Origin of the sequence: Traorella massiliensis, assembly GCF_900104665.1 — a bacterium.
GTDB classification, from domain to species: domain Bacteria; phylum Bacillota_I; class Bacilli_A; order Erysipelotrichales; family Erysipelotrichaceae; genus Traorella; species Traorella massiliensis.
Genome location: NZ_LT629969.1, coordinates 606,295 through 630,328, shown reverse-complemented (window position 1 = coordinate 630,328; position 24,034 = coordinate 606,295). Strand labels below are relative to the sequence as shown.

At 36.7% G+C, this 24,034-nt stretch carries 19 protein-coding genes and 1 tRNA gene; 6 read left to right on the top strand and 14 right to left on the bottom strand.

The window, feature by feature from the left end:
• Window position 1: 1 nt before the first annotated feature.
• Window positions 2–919: an alpha/beta fold hydrolase gene (locus BQ5367_RS10305; protein WP_071442413.1), complete on the bottom strand. Its 918-nt coding sequence runs from the start codon at window positions 917–919 to the stop codon at window positions 2–4.
• A 32-nt stretch (window positions 920–951) separates the two neighbouring features.
• On the opposite strand from BQ5367_RS10305, the gene BQ5367_RS10300 reads away from it, so the two are divergent.
• Together BQ5367_RS10300 and BQ5367_RS10295 are read left to right on the top strand one after the other, a co-directional pair.
• Window positions 952–2,040 (top strand): tRNA(Met) cytidine acetate ligase, encoded by a 1,089-nt coding sequence (locus BQ5367_RS10300; protein ID WP_083383239.1) that lies wholly within the window; start codon window positions 952–954, stop codon window positions 2,038–2,040.
• Window positions 2,037–2,597: a YdcF family protein gene (locus BQ5367_RS10295; RefSeq protein WP_071442411.1), complete on the top strand. Its 561-nt coding sequence runs from the start codon at window positions 2,037–2,039 to the stop codon at window positions 2,595–2,597. Before BQ5367_RS10300 ends, BQ5367_RS10295 begins: the two co-directional genes overlap by 4 nt.
• A gap of 30 nt (window positions 2,598–2,627) precedes the next feature.
• Here BQ5367_RS10295 and BQ5367_RS10290 read toward each other — a convergent pair whose 3' ends face one another.
• From BQ5367_RS10290 to BQ5367_RS10275, 4 genes are all read right to left on the bottom strand, one after another.
• The gene (locus BQ5367_RS10290; protein ID WP_071442410.1) at window positions 2,628–3,482 is read right to left on the bottom strand and encodes a sugar ABC transporter permease; all 855 of its coding nucleotides are present in this window, start codon (window positions 3,480–3,482) and stop codon (window positions 2,628–2,630) included.
• Window positions 3,482–4,828, bottom strand: coding sequence for a carbohydrate ABC transporter permease (locus tag BQ5367_RS10285; RefSeq protein ID WP_071442409.1), 1,347 nt, complete (start codon window positions 4,826–4,828; stop codon window positions 3,482–3,484). Before BQ5367_RS10285 ends, BQ5367_RS10290 begins: the two co-directional genes overlap by 1 nt.
• Window positions 4,829–4,878: 50 nt before the next feature.
• On the bottom strand, window positions 4,879–6,087 hold the full coding sequence (locus tag BQ5367_RS10280; protein WP_071442408.1) for an extracellular solute-binding protein: 1,209 nt from the start codon (window positions 6,085–6,087) through the stop codon (window positions 4,879–4,881).
• 75 nt (window positions 6,088–6,162) lie between these two features.
• Window positions 6,163–6,891 carry an AraC family transcriptional regulator gene (locus BQ5367_RS10275; protein WP_071442407.1) on the bottom strand — a complete coding sequence of 243 codons (729 nt, stop codon included), beginning with the start codon at window positions 6,889–6,891 and terminating at the stop codon, window positions 6,163–6,165.
• Window positions 6,892–7,071: 180 nt separating this feature from the next.
• Between BQ5367_RS10275 and BQ5367_RS10265 the strand changes: the two genes are divergently transcribed.
• Window positions 7,072–8,523, top strand: coding sequence for a transposase (locus BQ5367_RS10265; RefSeq protein ID WP_071441052.1), 1,452 nt, complete (start codon window positions 7,072–7,074; stop codon window positions 8,521–8,523).
• 121 nt (window positions 8,524–8,644) lie between these two features.
• On the opposite strand, the gene BQ5367_RS10260 is transcribed toward BQ5367_RS10265, so the two are convergent.
• Window positions 8,645–9,115 (bottom strand): hypothetical protein, encoded by a 471-nt coding sequence (locus BQ5367_RS10260; protein WP_071442405.1) that lies wholly within the window; start codon window positions 9,113–9,115, stop codon window positions 8,645–8,647.
• 177 nt (window positions 9,116–9,292) lie between these two features.
• On the opposite strand from BQ5367_RS10260, the gene BQ5367_RS10255 reads away from it, so the two are divergent.
• Complete coding sequence (locus BQ5367_RS10255; protein WP_071442404.1) at window positions 9,293–10,384, top strand: ABC transporter ATP-binding protein; 1,092 nt, start codon at window positions 9,293–9,295, stop codon at window positions 10,382–10,384.
• 30 nt (window positions 10,385–10,414) lie between these two features.
• Here the strand turns inward: BQ5367_RS10255 and BQ5367_RS10250 are convergent, their stop codons facing one another.
• Both BQ5367_RS10250 and BQ5367_RS10245 read right to left on the bottom strand, forming a co-directional pair.
• On the bottom strand, window positions 10,415–12,679 hold the full coding sequence (locus BQ5367_RS10250) for a glycogen/starch/alpha-glucan phosphorylase (RefSeq protein ID WP_071442403.1): 2,265 nt from the start codon (window positions 12,677–12,679) through the stop codon (window positions 10,415–10,417).
• A 113-nt stretch (window positions 12,680–12,792) separates the two neighbouring features.
• Complete coding sequence (locus BQ5367_RS10245) at window positions 12,793–13,521, bottom strand: YebC/PmpR family DNA-binding transcriptional regulator (protein ID WP_071442402.1); 729 nt, start codon at window positions 13,519–13,521, stop codon at window positions 12,793–12,795.
• A gap of 231 nt (window positions 13,522–13,752) precedes the next feature.
• Between BQ5367_RS10245 and BQ5367_RS10240 the strand changes: the two genes are divergently transcribed.
• Window positions 13,753–15,030, top strand: coding sequence for a helix-turn-helix domain-containing protein (locus BQ5367_RS10240; RefSeq protein WP_071440651.1), 1,278 nt, complete (start codon window positions 13,753–13,755; stop codon window positions 15,028–15,030).
• Window positions 15,031–15,363: 333 nt separating this feature from the next.
• Here the strand turns inward: BQ5367_RS10240 and BQ5367_RS10235 are convergent, their stop codons facing one another.
• The 6 genes from BQ5367_RS10235 to BQ5367_RS10210 form a co-directional block, all read right to left on the bottom strand.
• Entirely contained in the window at window positions 15,364–16,575 is a 1,212-nt protein-coding gene (locus BQ5367_RS10235) for a class I SAM-dependent rRNA methyltransferase (RefSeq protein WP_071442401.1), read from the bottom strand.
• Window positions 16,576–16,629: 54 nt separating this feature from the next.
• Window positions 16,630–16,914 (bottom strand): hypothetical protein, encoded by a 285-nt coding sequence (locus BQ5367_RS10230; protein ID WP_071442400.1) that lies wholly within the window; start codon window positions 16,912–16,914, stop codon window positions 16,630–16,632.
• 13 nt (window positions 16,915–16,927) lie between these two features.
• Window positions 16,928–18,301 carry a bifunctional metallophosphatase/5'-nucleotidase gene (locus tag BQ5367_RS10225; RefSeq protein ID WP_071442399.1) on the bottom strand — a complete coding sequence of 458 codons (1,374 nt, stop codon included), beginning with the start codon at window positions 18,299–18,301 and terminating at the stop codon, window positions 16,928–16,930.
• A gap of 31 nt (window positions 18,302–18,332) precedes the next feature.
• The gene (pheT, locus tag BQ5367_RS10220) at window positions 18,333–20,720 is read right to left on the bottom strand and encodes a phenylalanine--tRNA ligase subunit beta (RefSeq protein ID WP_071442398.1); all 2,388 of its coding nucleotides are present in this window, start codon (window positions 20,718–20,720) and stop codon (window positions 18,333–18,335) included.
• Window positions 20,721–20,729: 9 nt separating this feature from the next.
• Entirely contained in the window at window positions 20,730–21,761 is a 1,032-nt protein-coding gene (gene pheS / locus BQ5367_RS10215; protein ID WP_071442397.1) for a phenylalanine--tRNA ligase subunit alpha, read from the bottom strand.
• Between the two features lie 551 nt (window positions 21,762–22,312).
• The gene (locus BQ5367_RS10210) at window positions 22,313–23,590 is read right to left on the bottom strand and encodes a helix-turn-helix domain-containing protein (RefSeq protein ID WP_071440651.1); all 1,278 of its coding nucleotides are present in this window, start codon (window positions 23,588–23,590) and stop codon (window positions 22,313–22,315) included.
• A gap of 211 nt (window positions 23,591–23,801) precedes the next feature.
• Here BQ5367_RS10210 and BQ5367_RS10205 point away from each other — a divergent pair.
• Window positions 23,802–23,877 (top strand) — tRNA-His (locus tag BQ5367_RS10205).
• The last annotated feature ends 157 nt before the right edge of the window (window positions 23,878–24,034 follow it).

The window sequence follows — 24,034 nt, the reverse complement described above, 5'->3', positions numbered from 1 at the left end:
ATTATCCTACTATCTTATCCATAAATGTTAACATATCCTGCATGACTTCTTCTTTGCAGTATTCATTTAAGATTTCATGGCGAGCATGAGGATAGACTTTACTCTCTACATGGGTATATCCTCGATCTTTCATAAAATCAACGGCATATTCAAAATCTTTCTGACTGATGCGACATGGGTCTTCTTCACCTACAATGTAATAAATCGGACAGTCTTTATTCTTCATCTGCCATCCTGTTGGATCATAGGTGTTTTTTAGAAGCAAGAACAGATTGAGATAACCATTAAGCGTAAACAAAAAACCACACTTATCACTTTCCTGATAAGCATCCTGCACTTCTTTTACACTGCTGATCCATGAATGCGGATAATAAACTTCATCAAATGCTTTATTATATGTACCAAAAGCTAACTTATCTACTAGTTTTGAGCGATGCCGCTTTCCTAAGAAAATACTCATCACTTTCACGAGCATGATCGCTAAAGAAGTTAATGGGTTTTTTGATGGTGAACCACAAACGATCAAACCTGCATATGCATCATCATTTCTTTTCATGACACAGCGAACGACAAGACTTCCCATTGAATGACCAAATAAGATGATTGGAAGATCAGGATACTTCACTTTGATCTCATCACTAATCTGAATCACATCACTTACAATGGCATTTCCACTAGAATCATTAAAATGTCCTAGATCCTCATTGTCGATATTACCATGTCCACGATGATCATGCATCACACAGATATAACCATTTTCTGCCATCTTTTTCATTACTGGCTGATATCTTTCCTTATTTTCAGCCATGCCATGACACATTTGAAGAATGCCCTTTACTTCACCTTCAGGTTCAATGACCATCACTTCTAACAAAAGACCATCGACCCTCGATTTTGTTTTATAGAACTTAAATTCCATTTTCCTCACCTTCATTTAATATATCATAATTTATGATTTTATGGTATATTAAGCTCATGAAAACATGTGGAATCGTCGTGGAATATAACCCATTTCATAATGGTCATATTCACCATATCAGCCAAACTAGACAAATCACTCATTGTGATATTTTAATTGCTGTCATGTCGCCAAACTTCGTTCAGCGTGGAGAACCTGCCATTATTGACAAATGGCATCGAACCCAAAACGCCCTTGAACATGGAGTTGATTTGGTCGTTGAATTACCTTTTATCTTTGCCACCCAAAGTGCTGAACCTTTTGCTATGGGGGCGATGCATCTTTTAAACCTGATGGGCTGTGATGCTTTTTGTTTTGGCTCAGAAAGTCATGATCTTCAAGAACTTATTCGCCTTTCTCAATTAGAAAAGATGGCATTAGATAAAAAGAAGGCACCTGTACAATCATATGAACAGATGTATGGAACCCTTTATGCCAATGATATCTTAGGTATCAATTATCTTAAATATTCTAAAAATATGAAGCCTTATTGTATCAAAAGAACCAATCACTACTTTGATGAACAATTGGAAGAAAACATTTCTAGTGCCACCAGTATCCGTAAAGCTGTTCAAGATCAGCTGGATATTTCAAAAGCGACACCAGTCAAAATAGAAAATCCTGTTTTTTTGAAAGATTTTTATCCAATGATTCAACTATTGCTTTTTACGCTTCCAAAAGATTCTCTTAAAGAGTTGTTTCTAATGGATGAAGGTATTGAAAATCTTTTGATCAAAAATGCTCAAGCTTCATCTTTTGAAGAATTTATGAACCATTCTGTCTCAAAAAAATATACTCGAAGCAGGATTCAGCGTACTTGCATTCATTTATTGAATCAGACAACAAAAAAACAGGTCAATGAGCTTTCTTTACCAAATTCTGTCCGTATTTTAGGAGCTAATGATAAAGGAAGGCAATATTTAAGAAAAAGTGATTTTCTCTATGCTTCTAAATTTAATCAGATTGAAGAAGCCTACCGGCAAATGGAATATAAAGCCACCTGTCTTTATTCATTAGCTCTGCCAGAACATTTACGTGAAGACTTCCGTAAAAGAGAATTGGAGGCGCCTATTTTTCTATGATATTCATATTATTGATCCTTGTTTTATTCCTATTACTTCCTGTCATCTGTTTTCCTTCTTGCAAACGTGATGAAGGCTATGTGGACGCCCTGATCGTTTTGGGATGTCCTGCCTATGATGATGGCACGATGTCAGTCACTCAGAAAATGCGTGTAGAAAAGGCCGCAAAGGCTGTCATCCAATATAAGATACCCGTATGTATCTTTACAGGCGGGAAAGCTCATAATCATTATTCAGAAGCTTCGATCATGGCTGAATACTTTACAAAGCTAACTCATCAAAAAGCACTTTTAGAAGATAAAAGTACAACAACTTATGAAAATATGAAATACACTCAAAAACTTTGCCAGGAACATCAATTTAAGAAAATTGGCATTCTGACAAGTGGCTACCATGTAAATCGTGCCTATGCGATGAGCCGTAAATTTTTTGATGATGTCATTATGTTTCATGCTCCCTATCGTTTTACGATCAAGAAAATGCTTCGTGAATATGTTTCAAGATATCAATATCTTTATATTGAAATCAGAAATTATCTTAAAAGGAAAGAAAAGTGATGCCGTGCTATGCATCACTTTTTTTCATCATTACCCTTTCACAGCCCCTGACATCCCTTCAGCATAAAATTTCTGCATGACTACAAACAAGATGGCAATGGGAATCGATACACAAACAGCCGCAGCTGCAAAACGAGTATACCATGCATCGATCATCGTATATTCTAACATACGCCACATACCGATCGATACAGTATATTGCGAGGCATCTGCACGACAGATCACCCTTGCGAAAATAAAATCGACCCACGGTGCCAGAAAAGAAGATAAAGCTGTATAAACCAGAATTGGACGGCTAAGAGGAATTGTAATTCTGGTAAAGATCTGCCACTTATTTGCCCCATCCAAAAGAGCCGCTTCATCAAGTGCCTTAGGAATCGTATCAAAAAATCCCTTTGCGACATAAAATCCGGTTCCACTTGCAGCACTATATACTAAAATCAGGGCTACCTTGATCATAGCTCCTTCTGATAATCCTAATGCCTGTAAGATATAATAAACCGCAATCATCGACATAAATCCTGGAAATAAACCTAATATCATAGCAATATTCATCAGAGGCTTGCGTAGCTTAAAACGCAGACGTGAAGTACAATAAGCCACTGAAAGCACAAAGAAACAAGAAATAACACAGGCTATCGAAGCAATTAATAACGTATTCATAAACATTCTTGGAAAGTTCAAAACACCAATATCCGTAAAAAGAAGCAGATAATTGTCCAAAGTAAGATTCTTTGGAAAGAAAGTTGTGACATAACTGCCTCTTTCTAAACGAAAACTTGTTAAGATGACCCATAAAATAGGTAATATCCAAATAACTGCCAATATGCTTAAACCAATATAAACCGAAGCATTGACAGCTTTTTTCTTATAATTATGTTTCATTACATAAAGCCCTCCTCATCTTTATATGACTGACTGTTGCGATACGTCAACAGTGAAATGATGGCCAGCACCACAAAGGTAAATATACCAATAACAGCACCTAAATTATAATACTGCTTGTCTATTGTCAGCTTATATAACCAGGTAACTAGAAGGTCTGTCTTACCGGCACTCATTCCTACAGGTGTCGGATCACCACCTGAAAGCAGATAGATCACATTAAAATTATTGATATTGCTCATAAAAGTCGTAATCAGATAAGGGACTGTCACAAACAGCATATAAGGTAAGGTGATCTTCGTAAAGATCGTAAATGCATTTGCCCCATCTACCTTTGCAGATTCATATAATTCTGAAGGAATATTTTGTAGAATACCACTAACCTGAATCATGGTAAAAGGAATCCCTACCCATAAATTAATAATAATTACTGTGATACGGGCCCATGTCGGATTTGTAAAAAATGGCAATGAAGCTGAGGCTTCAATCAAATGCATATTCCGTAACAAAATATTTACAGCTCCTTCAGGCTGCAACATCGTTCGCATGATCATAAGTGAAACAAACTGCGGAACGGCAATTGAAAGAATAAAACAGAACCGCCAAAACCCTTTCCCCTTTGTTTCTTTACGATTGATGACAATGGCCAGCATCATTCCTAATACATAGTTTAAGATCGTCGCAAAGATGGCCCATGTCAGTGTCCATCCTAAAACACCCCAAAACTGTCGTCCAATGTCCCCACTCACATCCAATACCTCAGCGAAGTTTTTAAGTCCTACCCAATCAAAAAGAATTAAATGCTGATCAATTTTGCTGTAATTTGTAAAGGCCATCGCAATCATAAAAATTAAAGGCAAGATCGTAAATATAAGGACACCCGTTACAGGAGCACTAAGCAGTAAAACATGTAATTTACTATCAAAAAGCTCACCAGCATCCTGCTTGAATGTAGGTAACATCAGTCCCTTTTCTTTTAAACATTGTGCATGATAGGCACTTTTCACATTCGCCCGATATACGATGAAAAAGGCAATCGTTAAAAAGAGAATGCTGATGCCAAACAACAAAATCAAAAGTGACTGATCACCTGCGGTATACTCATAGATGCCCTTGGCTTCATTCCATACTTCTTGCTGAGCAGCTTCTCCCAAACCCGGTAACATTCCCAAAATTGAGAAACCGCTTGTCAGCATGATGCTGATGTAGATGATCTGTACGAGTAAAAAAGCTCCTCCTTTGAGATACTGCTCTCTTAAGAAATTACCGCTGCCCATGAGAAGAAACGAGCTTCTCGTGATCGTATCACCCTTACACCAAGCCTCTTTGAATCCTGATTTTTCCATACCTTCTCCTTTTTGAAAAAATCCCAAGGAAGATATCCTTAGGATCGTATTTACTGATTGTTCAGCTGGGTTACATAGTCATCCAGCTTCTGCTGTGCATTGTCCTTGGTAATATCTTTAGCGATCAATGCCTTGCCAAATGTTTCTGCTGCTATCCAATAAGGAGCCATTTCTGAAAGCGTTGGCTGAATAATGGAAGTATTCGCAATCGTATCATTTTGAGCATTGATCAGAATGTCCTTAGAAATTGTAGGATCACTCAATAATTCATTACTGCAAGGAATCACACTGCGCATTTCGTAATGTTTCAATTGTGCTTCACTGCTTCCTAAGAAACGTGCTAGCGCAACCGCAACTTCCTGATCTTCACAGTTTGGATTCACACCAATAGCCTTACTTCCTGCGAAAGAAAGCATTTGCTTATCTGTGCCATTAATATTTACCATTGGCAGCTGACTAGCTCCCAGGTTATCTCCTAAGATTTCTTTTACCTGAGCATAATCCCAGCTTCCTGAAAAATAAGCTTTTACTTCACCACTTCTAAGATTTGAAAGACCTGCACCATCCGCATCATTGACAAAATTCGGATTAGCCACTAGATCTACCATATAATTTACGGTTTGAAGTCCTTTTTCACCGCCAAAATCAATACCTTTAGAAGCATCACTGCCATCTCCAAATAAAGTAGCACCATTGGCTAAAAAGAAGCTTCCATTGTACCATGCAGTTGTCATCGGAAAAGCAACCTTGCCTTTTTCCAGCATCACATCTAAGCTCTTGATATCATCTTCGCTAAAAGCTGATTTATCATAATACATGAACCAGGTATTCGTTGTAAATGGAATGCCATAGATCGCATCATCCTTCGTAACTGAATCTATAATAAGCTGTGAGTTATTTTTCTTCACATCTTCAGCTGCTTCACCGCCAAGTTTCGCAATCGCATCGGCATCTAACAGCGTTCCGATCTGATCATTGGAGAACATATAGACATCCGCCGAATTTTTTGGATCCTGCACTACTGTTTTACCGATAGCTTCCTCACTTACCGTTCCATACTTAAATTCAATTTCCCACTGTGGATTCGCAGCTGCGAATTCATCGCACATTGTCTGCAGCCAGTTACCCTGACTTTCATCCTGATCTTCAGCAGGTGACCATACAGTCAACGTCACATTTTTCTTTTCTTCAGCTTCTTGGCCACAAGCACTCAGTGCCAATACACCAGCTAAAGCGATCAAACTTTTTCTGATTTTCATTTTATCCTCCTGTCGTATGCCTCCATTATAGGTTTTAAAACTAAAAACGTATATATAAGGAATTTATGATATCTATCAAATTTCTATGTCTTCGTCCATTTCCCTCATATTTACCAGTTTTACACATCTAGTACGATATCTCTTTGGCGATATACCATAGGTTTCTCGAAAGATCTGACAGAAATAGGAAACATTCTGATAACCAACCTCACGTGCAATATCAACAATTTTCTCATAAGATTCATCTAAAAGCTCCCTTGCTTTTTCCATGCGCACCTGACGTATATACCTTGCCAGATTTTCACCTGTTTCCTTTTTGAAGATACTGCTCAGATAACTTGGCGTTCGACATACCACCTCCGCAAGCTGATCCACACTGATATCCTGCTGATAATGACATAAAATATATTGAATTACCGAATCAATTTCCTTATGTACAAAACCCTTTTGACGTTCAAATAAAACGATCGCTTCTTTACAGCCCTGATCAATAATTTCCATCATAGCACTACTCTTATCAGCCCCATAAAAACAAATGATCATTCGTTTTACCTTTGAAGCATTCTCTTTTTCTAAAAAACGACACATTTCCCGTAAAAGCGGACTTAATATAAATTTCATATAATGAGGTGATGAGAGATCTTGTGTATGTTCATGCAGTTCAGATAAAGAACTTTTCATCTTAATCGCATCCTTACATATCAAACCTTCTTCTAACCCTTTCACGGCCCACTCCATTTTTTCTAAAGAAGAAAGATCACTCATAAAACTTTGATTTTTTTCTCTTTCATATGATTGATTCATCTTAAACCTCCTTTAAATACAAGAGCGTGGTCGAAAACATTTTAACGGCTTGTTTACGCTCTTTTTTAATTGCCGTTTTTTTGAAATCCCCCCAACTTTTTTCACTTTTTGCTTGACAAATCGCCCTCGTTGCGGGCTCGCTTTGCTCGCCTTTCTGTAGTAAGTAGGTGGTGATCTTCAATGTTAATTTATTTCTCTTCGTCTCAAGATTACAAAGAATTTCTTAAGACAGAAAAGTCTTCTCTTTCAACTTCTGATCTTTTCAGACTTTCTTCTCCTAATTTTAAGTCTGCTATTCATAAGTTGTCTAAACTTGATGTCGACCTTGTCGCCGATATCATCTTTCCTTTATATTCTCCTTTGGGTCGTCCCGCTAACGATCCTGCTATCTATTTGCGTTCTGTCGTTTTGATGCTTCATCTTGGTTTTACTTCTCTTAAAAATTGGTGTTATGAAGTTCATCACGATAGGCTTCTTCAATATCTTATCGGTTCTTGGAATGTTCCTAACCATTCTTCTCATTACGATTTCATTAACCGTATCACTCATTCTTTTTCTCACCATAACGATCTTCTTCCTAAAGGCCTTTTTACGAATAAATCTAATTCTTCTAAACCTAAGAAAGGTGAAAAATTAATGAACTTCTCTAATGATGATACTTATTCTCTTTTCGATAATTACACTCATGATGGTTCTGTTTTTGACCGTGATCGTATGATTTATACTCTTCAATTACTTTTTAACGCTATTGCTGTCATTCCTTCTCATGACATGGGCTTTATTGATTCCTACAATCTTGTCTTTTCTGGTGATGGTTCTGCTTTTCATATTCATGCTTCTCCTTTTGGTCATCAAATCATTAAAGATGACAATATTTTAAACACTCATCGTTATAGCGCTAAAAACGCAGATTTTGGTTGGGACAGTGATCTTGGAATGTATTACTTCGGTTATACTCTCTATAACATTTCTTATCATAACCCTCTAATCCATACTGACCTTCCCGTCTTTATCGATTTAGAGAAAGCTTCTCGTCATGATGCTCTGTCTTCCATTTCCTCTACCGCTCGTTTCCTTGATATTAACCCTGAACTCTCTCCAAAATTCATGTGTTTCGATTCCGCAAGCGATTCTTCTGCCGTTTACCAATTTCTGCGTCACCATAATATTATCCCAATCATTGATTTCAATCAACGTAAATTGGGTAAAAATATTTATAAACACTTTGATTCTATTAGTGAAAACGGCAAACCAATTTGTGATTGTGGTGTTGAAATGTATCACTGTGGCTACGACTATCAAAGGCAAAGAAGAAAATTCCGTTGTCCTCTAAAAATGGGATTGATTGATTCTTGTCCACATGCAGATACATGTTCTCCTTCTCCATATGGTAGAACTGTTTACATTAACGATTCGCTTGATATGCGTCTTTTTGGCCCTGTTCCTTACAAAACAGATAAATGGAAAGAACTATACAAAAATAGAACTTGTACTGAGAGAATCAATAATAGAATTCTCAATGACTATCATCTTCATCAGATGAGAATTCGTGAAGACTCCAAAGCAGCTTTCTTTTCAATCTTTGCCGCCATCAATATTCATCTTGATGCTTGGATTAAAAATGAAACCTGATTTTCGCTAAATTTATTTTATTTCATTTGTGCACTTGTTTTTAGTGCGCTCATTTTTTTTATTTAACTTTTTTATTTAAAATCTCTTCTTTTTCTTTTCGATTAAGTACTACTTTTCGTCCTTACTCTACAAGTCTTCTTTTTAATGCTTCAAGATGCTTATCATCCCCCTGGATCAGTAGACAGTAGTTTTCATTTTGATGCGTAAATAAAAGCATATAAACATTTTGCTTGTTTAGATTTGAAAAATCCTTTCTACATTTTTTAGGATATTTCAAAAAAGATTCCCGATCATATTTCACCAAAGCTGTCATTTCTTTTAAATTTACATCATATAATTTCTTTCGTTTTCTATTATGTATAATTTCATCGATTTCCAATTGATCATCAAATAAAAGATATTCTATTTCACGATCATAGTGATATTTCATCAAATACGCTATCATCAATATAAAAAAACCTATCATAAAAAAGATGGGCAATAGAAAACTTATTATAATCACCAAAATACCTATCATTCCTAAAAGTACTTGTATCAGTTTTTGAAGAAAAGAGAGTTCTTTATAGAAACTATATTCTATATGTTCATTCATATTATCACCTCTTTTTAATCATAATGAAATTTTATGTAAAACATTGTCGATTTATGTAGAATCAAAGTTATTTCCTCTTTATTTATCACAATTATCGTATATATTTGATATTGTTTAAATAAACGATATATTCTCTGATGAAGGATGAATGATACAATAATAAAAAAGGAGGATATCATGGCTCATTTATCATTAAAAAACATTTATAAAACTTATTCTAACGGCTTTGAAGCCGTTAAAAACTTTAATATTGAAATCCAGGACAAAGAATTTATCGTCTTTGTTGGACCAAGCGGCTGTGGAAAATCAACAGTACTGCGTATGATTGCCGGATTGGAGGACATTTCCTCCGGTGAGCTTTATATTGGCGATAAATTATGCAATGATATTGAACCTAAAAATTGTAATATCGCTATGGTTTTTCAAAATTATGCACTCTATCCTCATATGAGCGTTAAAGAAAACATTGCTTTTGCGCTAAAACTTCGTAAAATGCCTAAAAGTGAAATTGATAAGCGTGTGGATGAAGTAGCTAAATTATTGGACATTGAATCTTTATTAGATCGCAAGCCTAAGGCCTTGTCAGGCGGGCAGCGCCAGCGAGTTGCTTTAGGAAGAGCGATCGTAAGAAATGCTCAGGTATATTTAATGGATGAACCGCTTAGTAATCTAGATGCCAAGCTTCGTATCCAGATGCGTAGTGAGATCATCAAGCTGCATGAACGAGTCAATGCGACCATGATCTATGTGACCCATGATCAAACAGAAGCCATGACAATGGCAGATCGTATCGTTGTCATGAAAGAGGGAAATATCCAGCAGATCGGCACTCCAAAAGATATCTATCATCAGCCTGCCAATATGTTTGTTGCCTCTTTTCTAGGTTCATTCGCCACAAATTTTCTTCAAGGAATGATCAAAGACAATTGTTTTTATTGTGAAAACCATCAAATTCAGCTTCCTGAAATGTTCCATGAAAAATTAAAGAGCTATCATGATAAAGAAATCATTCTTGGCATACGCCCCGAAGATCTGCACAGTGAAGATATCGTGGCTGATACCTACCCTACTTCATGTTTTGATTTTGAAATTGAAGTCAGTGAGCTTTTAGGTCATGAATTCATCTTACATGGCAATTTGGGACAACAGCCATTGGAAGCTAAGATTGCTGCCCGTCAGGATATAAAGGCACATCAAAAAATCAAATTAGCCATGGACCTTGCGAAAGTACATTTCTATGATCCTCAATCGCAGATCAATATTATATAAGTAAAACAAAACTCACCATATGGTGAGTTTTTATATGTGCCAAATCTCTTCATTATATTGAGCAATCGTACGATCACTTGAAAAATAACCTGCTTTAGAAATATTCACAAGCATCTTTTGAGCCCAGCTTTTCTTATCTTCATAAGCCTTGTAAATCTGATCTTTTGCTTGCAGATACTCTTTTAGATCCAAAAGTGTCATAAACCAGTCTTTCGTTGTCAATTCCTGATGAAGGCGCCTTAATGATGTTTCATGTCCAATAGATATCATTTCCTCGCCAGCCAAAAAATCTACAAGTCTTTTTATATCCGAATCGGATTGAATCATCGCAGAAGGATCATAATCCTGCTGCTTATAATGTTCAATAACGACAGAAGCTTCTTTTCCAAAAATAAAAATATTTTCTTTACCGACTAAATCTAAGATCTCTACATTCGCACCATCCAATGTTCCCAGTGTTACTGCCCCATTCAGCATCAATTTCATATTACCTGTACCACTGGCTTCCTTTGACGCCAATGAGATCTGCTCTGAAATATCACAGGCCGGAATCAGCTTTTCCGCAAGTGTTACATTATAATTTTCAATCAAAGCTACTTTTAAATACTTAGAAGCAATCGCATCCTTATCAATGACTTCTGAAAGAACACTGATCGCATGAAGAATATCTTTTGCCAAGGTATAGGAGAAGGCTGCCTTCGCACCAAAAAGAAAGGTAAGAGGTGTTTTAGGAATTTCTCCTTCTTTGATACGCAAATAGTAATGAATGATCGAAAGAAGATTCATCTGCTGACGTTTATATTCATGGAGACGTTTGATTTGAATATCAAAGATAGAAGATGAATCTAAATTTAATTGATGATATTTTTTTAGATATTTACATAAACGATCTTTATTTACTTGTTTGGCTTCTCTTAATTTTTCAAGTATGGATTCATCATGATAATAAATCTGTAATTTTTCTAACTGTAATGGATCTTTTTTATACTCCTGGCCAATGGTTTCATCCAGCAGTTCACATAAGGAAGGATTGCAGGAAAACAGCCATCGGCGAAAAGAAATACCGTTTGTTTTATTATTGAATCGTTCAGGATAGAGTTCATAAAATTCTTTCAGTTCGGTATGTTTTAAAATATCCGTATGAATTTGTGCGACCCCATTGACACTTTTAGAAAAATGAATATCCATAGCAGCCATATGCACGATATGATGCTGATCAATAATCGCTACTTTTTCTAAAGAAGAACGTTCATGAGCTAAAGCATCCAGCAAGAGAATGATATCATAGAGCTGTGGAACAATTTCTTGAATATAAGAAAGCGGCCACTTTTCAAGTGCTTCAGCTAAGATCGTATGATTGGTATAGGCACATGAAAGACTGACTTCTGTTACTGCTTCTTTCACCGTCATACCTTCTTTCATTAAAAGGCGTATCATTTCAGGAATGATCATGGAAGGATGCGTATCATTGATCTGTATGATGACATGTTCATGCAGACAAGACAAATCATATCCTTTTTCTTTTGTTTCTTCTAGGATCATCTGGGCTGCTGAAGAACATAAAAAATATTCCTGATAAATACGCAGCTTTTGACCCGCTTCATTTTCATCATTTGGATAAAGAAAAAGAGTCAGATTTTCTCGAACATTTTGTTGATCAAATTGAATTCCCTCTTTCACTAAAGACTCATTGACTGTTTCTAAATCAAAAAGTTTTAATTGATTCTTACTGCCATCATAACCGGCAATATCAATCACATTCATCAGTGATGTCAAAGAAAAGTCTTTGTATTCTACCGTGTATCTTTTTTCTGTGGGTATCAGCCATCCTTTTTGATCCATCCAATGATCAGGATACTCTTTCTGCTTATGATCTTCAAAAACCTGTTTAAAAAGCCCTAAATGGTAATTAAGACCCACGCCATCTGCACATAACTGCAAGGCTGCCATAGAATCTAAGAAACAACTTGCTAATCGTCCCAGACCTCCATTACCAAGAGAGGGTTCACCTTCACATTCTTCAATATCACTCATTTGAAAACCATATTTTTCAATGATTTGTTTTATTTGCTGATCGATACCTAAATGAATTAAATTATTTGACAAAAGTCGTCCAATTAGAAATTCCGCAGAGATATAATAAAGTTTCTTTGGTTTTTCAATCAGTTTTGATTCCTTTAATTTCTCACTGACATAAATAAGTAAAATCCTATATACCTGTTCGATCGTACATTCACTTAATGAATGTCCCCATGTCTGTTGAGATAAAATTTGAATATCATTTTCAATGTTCATGTTATTTCCTCCCTGACAACTATAACAGTCAGTTTTTTGATATACAACAAAATCACTAAAACTTGATATTCATCCGATAAATTTAATAAAGAAAAAATGCACCTTTCGATGCATTATTCTTCATTTACATTTTCAACATTATGCCATACATTCTGTACATCATCGACATCATCCAATAGGGTTAACAAACGTTTAAATAAAACCATGTCTTCACCTTCAAGTCGACAATATTCATTTGGAAGCATAGCCAGTTCTAATGTGTCATAAGTCACTCCCGGAATCAATTCATCAATGGCTTCCTTTGCCTTATACAAATCGCTAGGTTCCACAAGGATCTGCATATTTTCTCCCTGTACTTCAATTTCTTTTACATCGACATCAGCCATGATCAATGTATCCAGCATCGTTTCTTCATCTGTATAAGCAATGATGATATTTCCTAAATGCTGATAGTTAAAAGATACGCTGCCACTGACACCCAATTTCGCATGTGATTTATTGAAAGCTGTACGTAAATCAGCAATCGTACGATTCTGATTATCCGTTAAACATTCAATGATCACTGTTGATGCACCAGCACCAAAACCTTCATAAGTAGCTGATGAATAGTTTTCAGTTGATCCGCCTTTTGCCTTATCAATAGCTCTTTTAATAACATCGGCCGGTATATTGTTGGCCTTTGCTCTTTCGATTGCTTTTTTCAGCGTCTGATTCATATCTGGATCAGGTTCACCTGATTTAGCTGCCACATAGATTTCTTTAGAATGTCTAGAGTACAGCTTAGCATTTGCAGCACTTGTCTTCGCCATCGCTGCCGCTCTTACTTCAAAATGTCTTCCCATATATTCCACCTTCTTCAAATTTTTACCCAACCATTCTATCATACTTCATATGAATTTTAAAGAAGAAATTCAAATAGGTCTTTTTTATAGTAAAGTGAAAAGTTAAATTCTACTTTAATATAGGAAGAGATGAATTTAATCTTTCACAAAATTCATGTTGAATTTACTCTTTCAATATGTCATATTGAAAATGACCGGAAGCAGCCAGAATCACAAAGAAAGGAGGCCCTTATGGCTGCCACAAATAAAAATAAACATATGACCGAAAATGAAAGAAAAATTATTGAATCAAGTATTCGTAATGGTGCCACCCATACGGCCATTGCACAAGTCATCGGTAAAGACAAGTCTACCATAGGAAAGGAAATCAGGCTTCATCGGGTCCTGACTTATAAATGCAATCTTCCTCTGGAATGTGTGAACCGATCCAAATGCTCTCATAATCACAGCTGTAAATTGGAATGCCCTGATTATATCCGGTTTAAATGCTCACGAAGAGACAGAAGTCCCGGGGCCTGCAATGGCTGTTCAAAATTTCATTCCTGCAGATTCAATAAATATGTCTATCAGCCCGAAACAGCTCACAGAGAGTACAGGAATACGCTTGTCGATTCAAGAGTGGGCGTGAACCTGACAACAGAGGAGGCAAAAAAGATGGGCGGAATTGTCAAACCGCTTCTTGATCAGGGCCAGTCCCCTTATCAAATCATTCAGGCTCATCCGGAATTAGGAATTACTGAAAGAACCCTCTATACTTATATCGAAACAGGCGTATTCAGTATTGTCGGAATCAGTGTTATGGACCTAAGACGCCAGGTATCCAGAAAAAAATTCAAGTCTAAGAAAGCCGCTTTAAAAAAGCGTGAAGACAGAAGATTCCTGAAAGGGAGAACCTATAAGGATTACTGTAACTATCTCTCCGAGAATGAGGACGCCAGAATCGTACAGATGGATACGGTATACAACGATATATCAAATGGTCCATTTATTCAGACATTCAAATTTGTGAAATACGGCTTCCTGTTCGGCATCCTTCACGAAGAGAAAACAGAGGAAGCGATGGTTTCAGGCGTGAATGCTTTAGAAAATCTTTTAGGCAGCGAACTTTTCCATGAAGAAGTTGAAATTCTTCTGACAGACCGCGGAAGCGAAATGGCCGATGCAGAAGGAATTGAAAAAAAAGAAAACGGAGCAAGAAGAACCCGTGTCTATTACTGTGATCCGATGCAGTCCACACAAAAGGCAACCCTGGAAAACAATCATATTGAACTGCGCTACATTTTTCCAAAAGAAACAGATTTAAGAGCTCTGGGGCTAACATCTCAGAAAGCCTTGAATACTGCACTGTCGCATATTAACTCGATGTCAAAAGAAAAGCTCAACGGAAAGTCACCCATTGAGCTGATGGAATTTCTTCATCCTGAACTCATGAAGAAATTCAACGATTTTGGAATTACCAGAATCGAAAAAGATAACATTATTCTAAAGCCCTACTTATTGAAAAAATAATGAATTAAAAACCAGCTGCTTCACGGTCTTTCAAACAAAACATAGTAGAATTTAGTCTTTCCAGCCAAAAAAATTTCTAAATTCTCCTATCCTTTATTGCGGCCTTTTTATGTTATCGTCAATAATATTATATACCTGAAACAGTAATTCCTACAATAACAAAAAGCAAATAACTATCCGTCTGTCCTGATAACTATTTCATTTTAGAAATGATGAACGACTAATTTCCACATTTTTTTGTCGCTTTTTAAAGTAGAATTTAACTTTTCACTTCACGTAGGTCTTTTTTATCGCAAAAATAGCGTCCAATCACGAATGGACGCTATAATTCAGCTAGCAAATTTGAAAAATATAAAACTTAAGATATTCACTTTCCGGAACATTCCAGAGAATCGGATGATCACAGCATTGTCGACGCTCTTCAATCAAACGCAATTCAACATTGGCCTCTTGTGCTGCCTCTTTCAACATTCTCACAAATAAATAGTTTTCCATAAAATGAGAACAGCTGCAGGTTGCTAAATAACCCCCTCGCGGTAACTTACGCATCGCTGTCAGATTGATTTTTTTATAACCCTCATAAGCATGGTTAACCGTCTTTTTAGACTTTGTAAAAGCTGGCGGATCTAAGATAATTAAATCAAATTCGTTCTTTTTGATATTTTCCAGATAGTCAAAGACATCAGCAACTACATATTCAACATTCAACTGATTCCTGGCAGCATTTTTCTTGGCCATCTCGATTGCTGTACTCGAAATATCCACACTCACGACTCGTTTGGCCTTTCCTTTAGCGGCATTTAAACCGAATGAACCCGTATGAGTAAAACAATCCAGTACCTGCATATTTTCCGCTAGTCTTGCTACTGCCAAACGGTTATATTTCTGATCCAGAAAGAATCCCGTTTTCTGACCATTTTCCACATCTACTTCATATTCGATACCATTTTCACATATAATCGTATGTGTATAAGAAGGAATTTCCATGTTTCTTAAAGGATAGTAACCCTTATATTGGACAAGCCCTTCCTTTTCTCTTAGATTAGAATCATTCCGCTCATAGATACCTTTGATTTCATCTTTTTCCTCATTCATCAATTCAATAAGTTTATGAAAAAGAAGATCCTTGATTTTCTCCATACCTAATGAATTAACCTGAGCAACTAAAATGTCATTAAAACGATCGATTGTCAATCCGCTAAACATATCAGCTTCACCAAAGATCAAACGACAGCATGAAAAATCATCTTTCATGACCGTCTTACGATACTCGAGTGCATGTCGTAAACGACGCTCATAAAAAGCTTCATCAAATACATCATTCGCATTACGTGAAAGAATACGAACACGAATCACTGAGTTATCATTGATAAAACCACTGCCATAATATTTTCCTGATTCACTGACAACATCAACGATCGCTCCGTTTTCATAAGGCTCATAAGATAATATTTCATTATCATAGACCCATGGATGTTTCTTTTCCTGTCTTTTTGCTGCTTTTTTACTAATCACTACTTGTGGATAATCTCTTTTTATTTTCATGGATTTATTATATCAGAGTTTAAAAAGGAATACCATTCTAACGTATGGAATTCATCAATTCATGAAAGTCATAACAAGCATCATTATAATAATGATATAAACGATCATATTGAAAATAGTACTCTTTTTCTCTTTTTGTTTTTCCTTTATAAATTCCTTTCTTTCCCTTTGAACTCTATTCAAAGGACGGTTTGACCGTATCTTGCTTACAGTCTTTTCCTCGATAGGCCCTCTTCTTACCGTATAACTTTCCTTCGGTTTCGTGCGAGTAAAACAATAGGGGCAATATTTCTCACTATCATCATAAATTGTCTTACATTCCCTGCATCTTATCTTCATATGTTCACCTCTTTTATATATTAAATTTAATACGCCTGATTTTAGAATCTAAAACAAGCTTTTCATCTAACAAATACTGAATAATGACATCTTTGATCATCAATTTATCAAATTCCAAATGATCTTCACTAAATAAAGAGGGATACCCGCTTCCTCTAAAAAGAAAATCATTGGCACACACAAGATACTTTTTCTGTTTTTCCAGTTCCTTTCCATCGATAAAAACTTCTATCGTATTTTCTTTTACGATTACTTCAACATTTTTGCTTACACTTAAATGCCCGATTATTTTACCACGAAAACCAGGAGCTCTTTCTTCATGCAGACAGTAATTTGGATCCATTGATAACCTTAACGCTTCTAAAACTTGTTCACCTTTTAAATAAGCTCTTGACACATTTAAAGGTGAAGGAGCAGCATCAAATACATCTGCCTTTGAAACTTTCCTTTGCAAGCCATGAAGGCATAAGCCGCTATTGGCGATTGCAAAGTCATCACTCATAACTTTTAAAGAAGCATCTGCAATAAAATTTGTCAGATCATCCTCACAAACCCAATCATGACTCATTTCAAAAGGGAGTTCCACAAATGGCTGTTTTAAAACATTGATGGCTTTTCTTTCCTCTAAAACAACTAACTGCTCCATACGCTCATCAGCAAGGTAATCCTTTGTATCATACATTTGTGAGGTAACCGATCTCATCTTTTTATTTTCAATATCGATCAAACATTCACCTACATGTTCCCCATACTCTCCTGCCTGATGAATATAAGTACCGTTGACATATTCATGATTTCGCATCAAAGTATGCGAATGTCCGCCTATGATAAGATCGATGGGCAATTTTTGAGCAATTTCTCTATCCTGCTGGATTCCCATATGTGATAACAGGATATAAATATCTGCCTCATTCGTTTCTATTTCCTGTTGAATGCAGACAAGCGGATCTTTGACATGCAAACCATAAAGATGAGAAAAAGAATTATAAGAATCACTGCCCACGCTAACACCAATGATACAGACCTTTACATCTTCAAATTTTTTTATGATGCTCCTTTTCAAAGGTATTTCTCTTGAAGGATAGTAATCAATATTACAGGATAGAACATTTACATCTTCATTTTGAATGATATTTTCAAAATTTCCTTCACCGCTCCATAGATCATTATTTCCTAAAGTCATGGCATCATAACCACATGCTTTAAGAAATACGATTCCTGCTTTCGCATCGGATCCCAGTAGTGTGAGTGATTTCATATCATGAAAGTCACCACCATCTAAAACAAGTACATGCTCTTTCTTATTTTTTTGAATACATGTCTTGATCAGCGGAAGCTTTTCAAAATGAGAATGAATGTCATTGGTGTGTATAATTTGTAATTTCATAGTTTTATTATAAAAGAAAAGAGGTTGGACATCAACCTCTTAATTCTGCGTCATATTCTTTTTTCAAAGCATCTAATATCTTCTGATGAACATTATTGATTTCCTGATCAGTCAAAGTTTTTTCCTTAGACTGGAACAAAATACTTAAGGCAATTGACTTACAGTCACTAGCCACATGTTCACCTGTATATACGTCAAAGACTTCTACATTTTTAACGATGGCTCTATCACAGCGTTTGATCGTTTCAACGATATCTCCTGCCTTGATTTCTTTTTTCACCACTAATGCAAGATCTCGTGTAACTGATGGATATTTAGAAATACCTTCGAATTTGATCTTAGAAGCTTTATTATTCAATAATACCTCTAAATTTGCTTCCATCATGACACAGTCGCTTGATACATCATATTTTTTAGCCATCATTGGATGAATGACACCTAAGATTCCAAACAATTCTTTTCCTATATAGATAAGAGCACTGGCATAAGGATGGAAATGTGTCGTATCTAAATCATTTTCTTTGATCTTTACACGACTTCCTTCAAAACCAAAATCACTTAATAACGTTTCTGCCAAACCTTTTAAAGCATAGAAATCTGCTTTAAGCTCGATCTTCTGCCAACGGCTTTTCTGCATCGCACCTGACATTACGATTCCTAGATGTTCTTCATTTTTATTTTCACTATAGATATGACTTAATTCAAACAATGCAAGATCTTTCACACTGCGATTTTGATTATAAGCCATCACATCTAACATGCTTGGTAAAAGCGTATTACGCACATATTTACGATCCTCACTCATTGGTGAAGCCAATTCTACGACTGGTTCAACTCCCATGATCGCATCATCGATATGTTTTTGACTTACCAGAGTATATGATTCACACTCATAAAGACCTAATTGAGTCAATAATGTACGGATACGGCGATTCATCTTCTGACGATTATCCAGTTCTCCTTGCGTCATTTCCATAAGTGGCAAGGTAGACTGTAAACGATCATAACCAATCAGACGAATGATTTCTTCGGAAACATCTGCTTCAATCTTAATATCGCTTCGATAACTTGGCACTGAAATAGAAATGCGGTCACCTTCACATACAGGCGAGAAATCTAGCCACTGAAGTACATCACACATTTCTTCAGCACTAAACTGTGTTCCTAAACGCTTATTGATACGTTCTACAGAAACTTCTAAGGCTGTGTCTTCAACGTGTGGATCTCCATAAACAGCTGTTTCTTCGATGCCTTTAGCGTCAGCGTATTCAATTAAAAGCTGTACGCAGCGATCCATGGCCTTTTTAGGAGCCCCTGGTTCAATTTCTTTTGAATTACGAATCGAAGCATCACTCGTAATATTTAAACGACGAGCTGTATTACGGCACTGTACATAATCGAAAGTAGCCACCTCAATAATGATTCCCTTGGTCGTTTCATCGATCTTAGAATCATCACCACCCATTAAACCGGCAATACCCACAGGTTCACCATGTGTTGTGATCATGATATCTTCAGGTTCGATCTTATAGTCAACACCATCTAAAGCAGTATAAACAGTATCAAAGCCTGTGCTAACTACGATATCCTGATGCATCTTGTTAATATCGTAGAAGTGTGTTGGCTGACCTGTTTCCAGCATAACTAAATTGGAAATATCCACCACGTTGTTGATTGATTTTACACCTGCTGCATGAAGGATCTCTTGGATCCATTTTGGTGATGGTTTGATGGTCACTTCTTTGATGACTTTTCCTAAGAATAAAGGACATTTATCCGTCGTTGAAGATACCTTTAACTGCGTCTTTTCACCAATATCACTGGCATTTTCAAAATCAGGTAAAGTTACTTTTTTATGAAGGATGGCACCTACTTCTTTGGCAAGTGCAAAACTTGCCAGACAATCACTGCGGTTAGGTGTCAAACCGACATCCAGCAGTACATCATCTAATCCTAAATATGCTAATGGATTACCACCTACAACTGCATCTTCTCCTAATTCTTCAATACCATTTTTCTGATCATCACTTAACTGCTTTGGATCAACACCTAGTTCTAAAAGCGAACAGATCATACCATTGCTTTCAACCCCACGAATCACACTTTTCTTAATTTCAACTTCAGGCAATTGAGCTCCTACTTTAGCTACGATGACCTTTAGTCCGGCACGAACATTCGGTGCTCCACAGACGATTTGTTCACAGCCATCGGCAAGTTCTACCTGACAAACATGAAGATGATCACTATCAGGATGATCTACACATTCTCTCACATAACCGATTTCCAGATGGGTTCCTTGTGCCAAAGGCTCAATTCCCTCAACCTCTAAACCAGCTTCAGTCATTTTATCTGCCAATTGCTGAGCTGTTATATCACTTAAATTCATATACTGGCTGAGCCATTTTTTACTTGTAATCATAAAATCCTCCTAATCGAAACGTTTGAACATCTTTAAGAAACGTACATCATTTGTATAGAAATGACGAATGTCATCAATACCATACTTCAACATTGCTACACGTTCTACTCCAACGCCAAACGCAAAACCACTCATCTTTGTCGAATCATAGCCAGCCATTTCCAAAACATTTGGATGAACCATACCAGCCCCTAAGATTTCAATCCAGCCTGTTCCTTTACATACCGGACAGCCTTTGCCATTACAAACATGACAGCTGACATCTACTTCTACACTTGGTTCTGTAAACTGGAAATAACTTGGACGGAAACGAATCACACGGCTCTCTCCAAACATTTTCTTTGCCATAAATTCAAGCGTTCCCTTTAAATCTGATAACTGAATACCTTCAGCAACGACTAGTCCTTCCATCTGTGTAAACTGATGAGAATGCGTTGCATCATCATCATCACGACGATACACCTTACCCGGACAGATCACCTTGATAGGATGAGGTGCATGAAGCTCTAATTGACGTGTCTGAATCGCTGTCGTATGCGTACGTAAAAGACGCTCATGATCGATATAGAAAGTATCCTGCATATCTCTAGCCGGATGTCCCTGAGGAATATTCGCTCTTTCAAAATTATAAAAATCAAGTTCTACCTCAGGACCTTCTGCTACCGTATAGCCTTGTCCGATAAACAAATCTTCAAGCTCCTGTTGAACTAATGTCAATGGATGGATATTACCGATCACTGGCTTGTAACCTTCTAATGTAATATCAATTTTCTCTTTTTCAAGGCGCAGATTCATTTCTTTAACTTCAAGTTCACCACGTTTTGCTTCAATCGCATCACTGACAGCCTTTTTAATTTCATTGACCTGAGCACCAAAAGCTGGTCTTTCTTCAGCGGAAAGATCCTTCATCATTTTCATAACATCCTGAATCGGACCCTTTTTTCCTAAATAATGAACTCTTTGTTGTTGGAGCTCAGATAAACTTTGGGCATTTTCAATTGCCTGCATCGCTTCTTCTTTTAACTGCTCTAGCTTTTCCATTTTCTACCTCTCTAAAATAAAAAAAAATCGCAACCTGCAGGAACGCCTTCAGCGCGGTACCATCCTGTTTCATCTTGCGACACACTTTATACCGATAACCGTGGCTGACGGGGGAGGATTGGTCCCACTCCAAGGTGAATTCAATCGAATCATCAACAGAAGGCTTCCAGTCGCTGACCCTCTTTCCCTATTTGATGTTAGACGATCTACTACTCCTTATCATCGCTTTAATGGTTTCATTATAAATCATTCTACACATATTCGCAAGATTTTTCGTGAAGTGAAAAGTTAAATTCTACTTTAAAAAGCGACAAAAAAATGTGGAAATTAGTCGTTCATCATTTCTAAAATGAAATAGTTATCAGGACAGACGGATAGTTATTTGCTTTTTGTTATTGTAGGAATTACTGTTTCAGGTATATAATATTATTGACGATAACATAAAAAGGCCGCAATAAAGGATAGGAGAATTTAGAAATTTTTTTGGCTGGAAAGACTAAATTCTACTATGTTTTGTTTGAAAGACCGTGAAGCAGCTGGTTTTTAATTCATTATTTTTTCAATAAGTAGGGCTTTAGAATAATGTTATCTTTTTCGATTCTGGTAATTCCAAAATCGTTGAATTTCTTCATGAGTTCAGGATGAAGAAATTCCATCAGCTCAATGGGTGACTTTCCGTTGAGCTTTTCTTTTGACATCGAGTTAATATGCGACAGTGCAGTATTCAAGGCTTTCTGAGATGTTAGCCCCAGAGCTCTTAAATCTGTTTCTTTTGGAAAAATGTAGCGCAGTTCAATATGATTGTTTTCCAGGGTTGCCTTTTGTGTGGACTGCATCGGATCACAGTAATAGACACGGGTTCTTCTTGCTCCGTTTTCTTTTTTTTCAATTCCTTCTGCATCGGCCATTTCGCTTCCGCGGTCTGTCAGAAGAATTTCAACTTCTTCATGGAAAAGTTCGCTGCCTAAAAGATTTTCTAAAGCATTCACGCCTGAAACCATCGCTTCCTCTGTTTTCTCTTCGTGAAGGATGCCGAACAGGAAGCCGTATTTCACAAATTTGAATGTCTGAATAAATGGACCATTTGATATATCGTTGTATACCGTATCCATCTGTACGATTCTGGCGTCCTCATTCTCGGAGAGATAGTTACAGTAATCCTTATAGGTTCTCCCTTTCAGGAATCTTCTGTCTTCACGCTTTTTTAAAGCGGCTTTCTTAGACTTGAATTTTTTTCTGGATACCTGGCGTCTTAGGTCCATAACACTGATTCCGACAATACTGAATACGCCTGTTTCGATATAAGTATAGAGGGTTCTTTCAGTAATTCCTAATTCCGGATGAGCCTGAATGATTTGATAAGGGGACTGGCCCTGATCAAGAAGCGGTTTGACAATTCCGCCCATCTTTTTTGCCTCCTCTGTTGTCAGGTTCACGCCCACTCTTGAATCGACAAGCGTATTCCTGTACTCTCTGTGAGCTGTTTCGGGCTGATAGACATATTTATTGAATCTGCAGGAATGAAATTTTGAACAGCCATTGCAGGCCCCGGGACTTCTGTCTCTTCGTGAGCATTTAAACCGGATATAATCAGGGCATTCCAATTTACAGCTGTGATTATGAGAGCATTTGGATCGGTTCACACATTCCAGAGGAAGATTGCATTTATAAGTCAGGACCCGATGAAGCCTGATTTCCTTTCCTATGGTAGACTTGTCTTTACCGATGACTTGTGCAATGGCCGTATGGGTGGCACCATTACGAATACTTGATTCAATAATTTTTCTTTCATTTTCGGTCATATGTTTATTTTTATTTGTGGCAGCCATAAGGGCCTCCTTTCTTTGTGATTCTGGCTGCTTCCGGTCATTTTCAATATGACATATTGAAAGAGTAAATTCAACATGAATTTTGTGAAAGATTAAATTCATCTCTTCCTATATTAAAGTAGAATTTAACTTTTCACTTTACTTCGCAAGATTTTTTTCATTTTCCTCTTTACAATTTGTAATGAATTTGGTAATATAATAAAGCACTATGGCGATTGTGGTGAAGTGGTTAACACAGCGGGTTGTGGTCCCGTCATGCGTGGGTTCGAATCCCATCGGTCGCCCCATTTATGAAATATAAGCTAATTTGTCCTGCAAATTAGCTTTATTTTTATATTTTATCCAAACTTTTTAAATCAGTTCGATACTCCATGTTTAGTTGTCTATGTAAAAAGAAAAATGCTCTTTGACAACTGAATACGGGGCATGGAACTTTCCAAAAAC

Coding starts and splice junctions, on each gene's coding strand:
- BQ5367_RS10305 (WP_071442413.1), bottom strand. CDS start 919: ATGGAATTTAAGTTCTATAAAACAAAATCGAGGGTCGATGGTCTTTTG.
- BQ5367_RS10300 (WP_083383239.1), top strand. CDS start 952: ATGATTTTATGGTATATTAAGCTCATGAAAACATGTGGAATCGTCGTG.
- BQ5367_RS10295 (WP_071442411.1), top strand. CDS start 2,037: ATGATATTCATATTATTGATCCTTGTTTTATTCCTATTACTTCCTGTC.
- BQ5367_RS10290 (WP_071442410.1), bottom strand. CDS start 3,482: ATGAAACATAATTATAAGAAAAAAGCTGTCAATGCTTCGGTTTATATT.
- BQ5367_RS10285 (WP_071442409.1), bottom strand. CDS start 4,828: ATGGAAAAATCAGGATTCAAAGAGGCTTGGTGTAAGGGTGATACGATC.
- BQ5367_RS10280 (WP_071442408.1), bottom strand. CDS start 6,087: ATGAAAATCAGAAAAAGTTTGATCGCTTTAGCTGGTGTATTGGCACTG.
- BQ5367_RS10275 (WP_071442407.1), bottom strand. CDS start 6,891: ATGAATCAATCATATGAAAGAGAAAAAAATCAAAGTTTTATGAGTGAT.
- BQ5367_RS10265 (WP_071441052.1), top strand. CDS start 7,072: ATGTTAATTTATTTCTCTTCGTCTCAAGATTACAAAGAATTTCTTAAG.
- BQ5367_RS10260 (WP_071442405.1), bottom strand. CDS start 9,115: ATGAATGAACATATAGAATATAGTTTCTATAAAGAACTCTCTTTTCTT.
- BQ5367_RS10255 (WP_071442404.1), top strand. CDS start 9,293: ATGGCTCATTTATCATTAAAAAACATTTATAAAACTTATTCTAACGGC.
- BQ5367_RS10250 (WP_071442403.1), bottom strand. CDS start 12,679: ATGAACATTGAAAATGATATTCAAATTTTATCTCAACAGACATGGGGA.
- BQ5367_RS10245 (WP_071442402.1), bottom strand. CDS start 13,521: ATGGGAAGACATTTTGAAGTAAGAGCGGCAGCGATGGCGAAGACAAGT.
- BQ5367_RS10240 (WP_071440651.1), top strand. CDS start 13,753: ATGGCTGCCACAAATAAAAATAAACATATGACCGAAAATGAAAGAAAA.
- BQ5367_RS10235 (WP_071442401.1), bottom strand. CDS start 16,575: ATGAAAATAAAAAGAGATTATCCACAAGTAGTGATTAGTAAAAAAGCA.
- BQ5367_RS10230 (WP_071442400.1), bottom strand. CDS start 16,914: ATGAAGATAAGATGCAGGGAATGTAAGACAATTTATGATGATAGTGAG.
- BQ5367_RS10225 (WP_071442399.1), bottom strand. CDS start 18,301: ATGAAATTACAAATTATACACACCAATGACATTCATTCTCATTTTGAA.
- pheT (WP_071442398.1), bottom strand. CDS start 20,720: ATGATTACAAGTAAAAAATGGCTCAGCCAGTATATGAATTTAAGTGAT.
- pheS (WP_071442397.1), bottom strand. CDS start 21,761: ATGGAAAAGCTAGAGCAGTTAAAAGAAGAAGCGATGCAGGCAATTGAA.
- BQ5367_RS10210 (WP_071440651.1), bottom strand. CDS start 23,590: ATGGCTGCCACAAATAAAAATAAACATATGACCGAAAATGAAAGAAAA.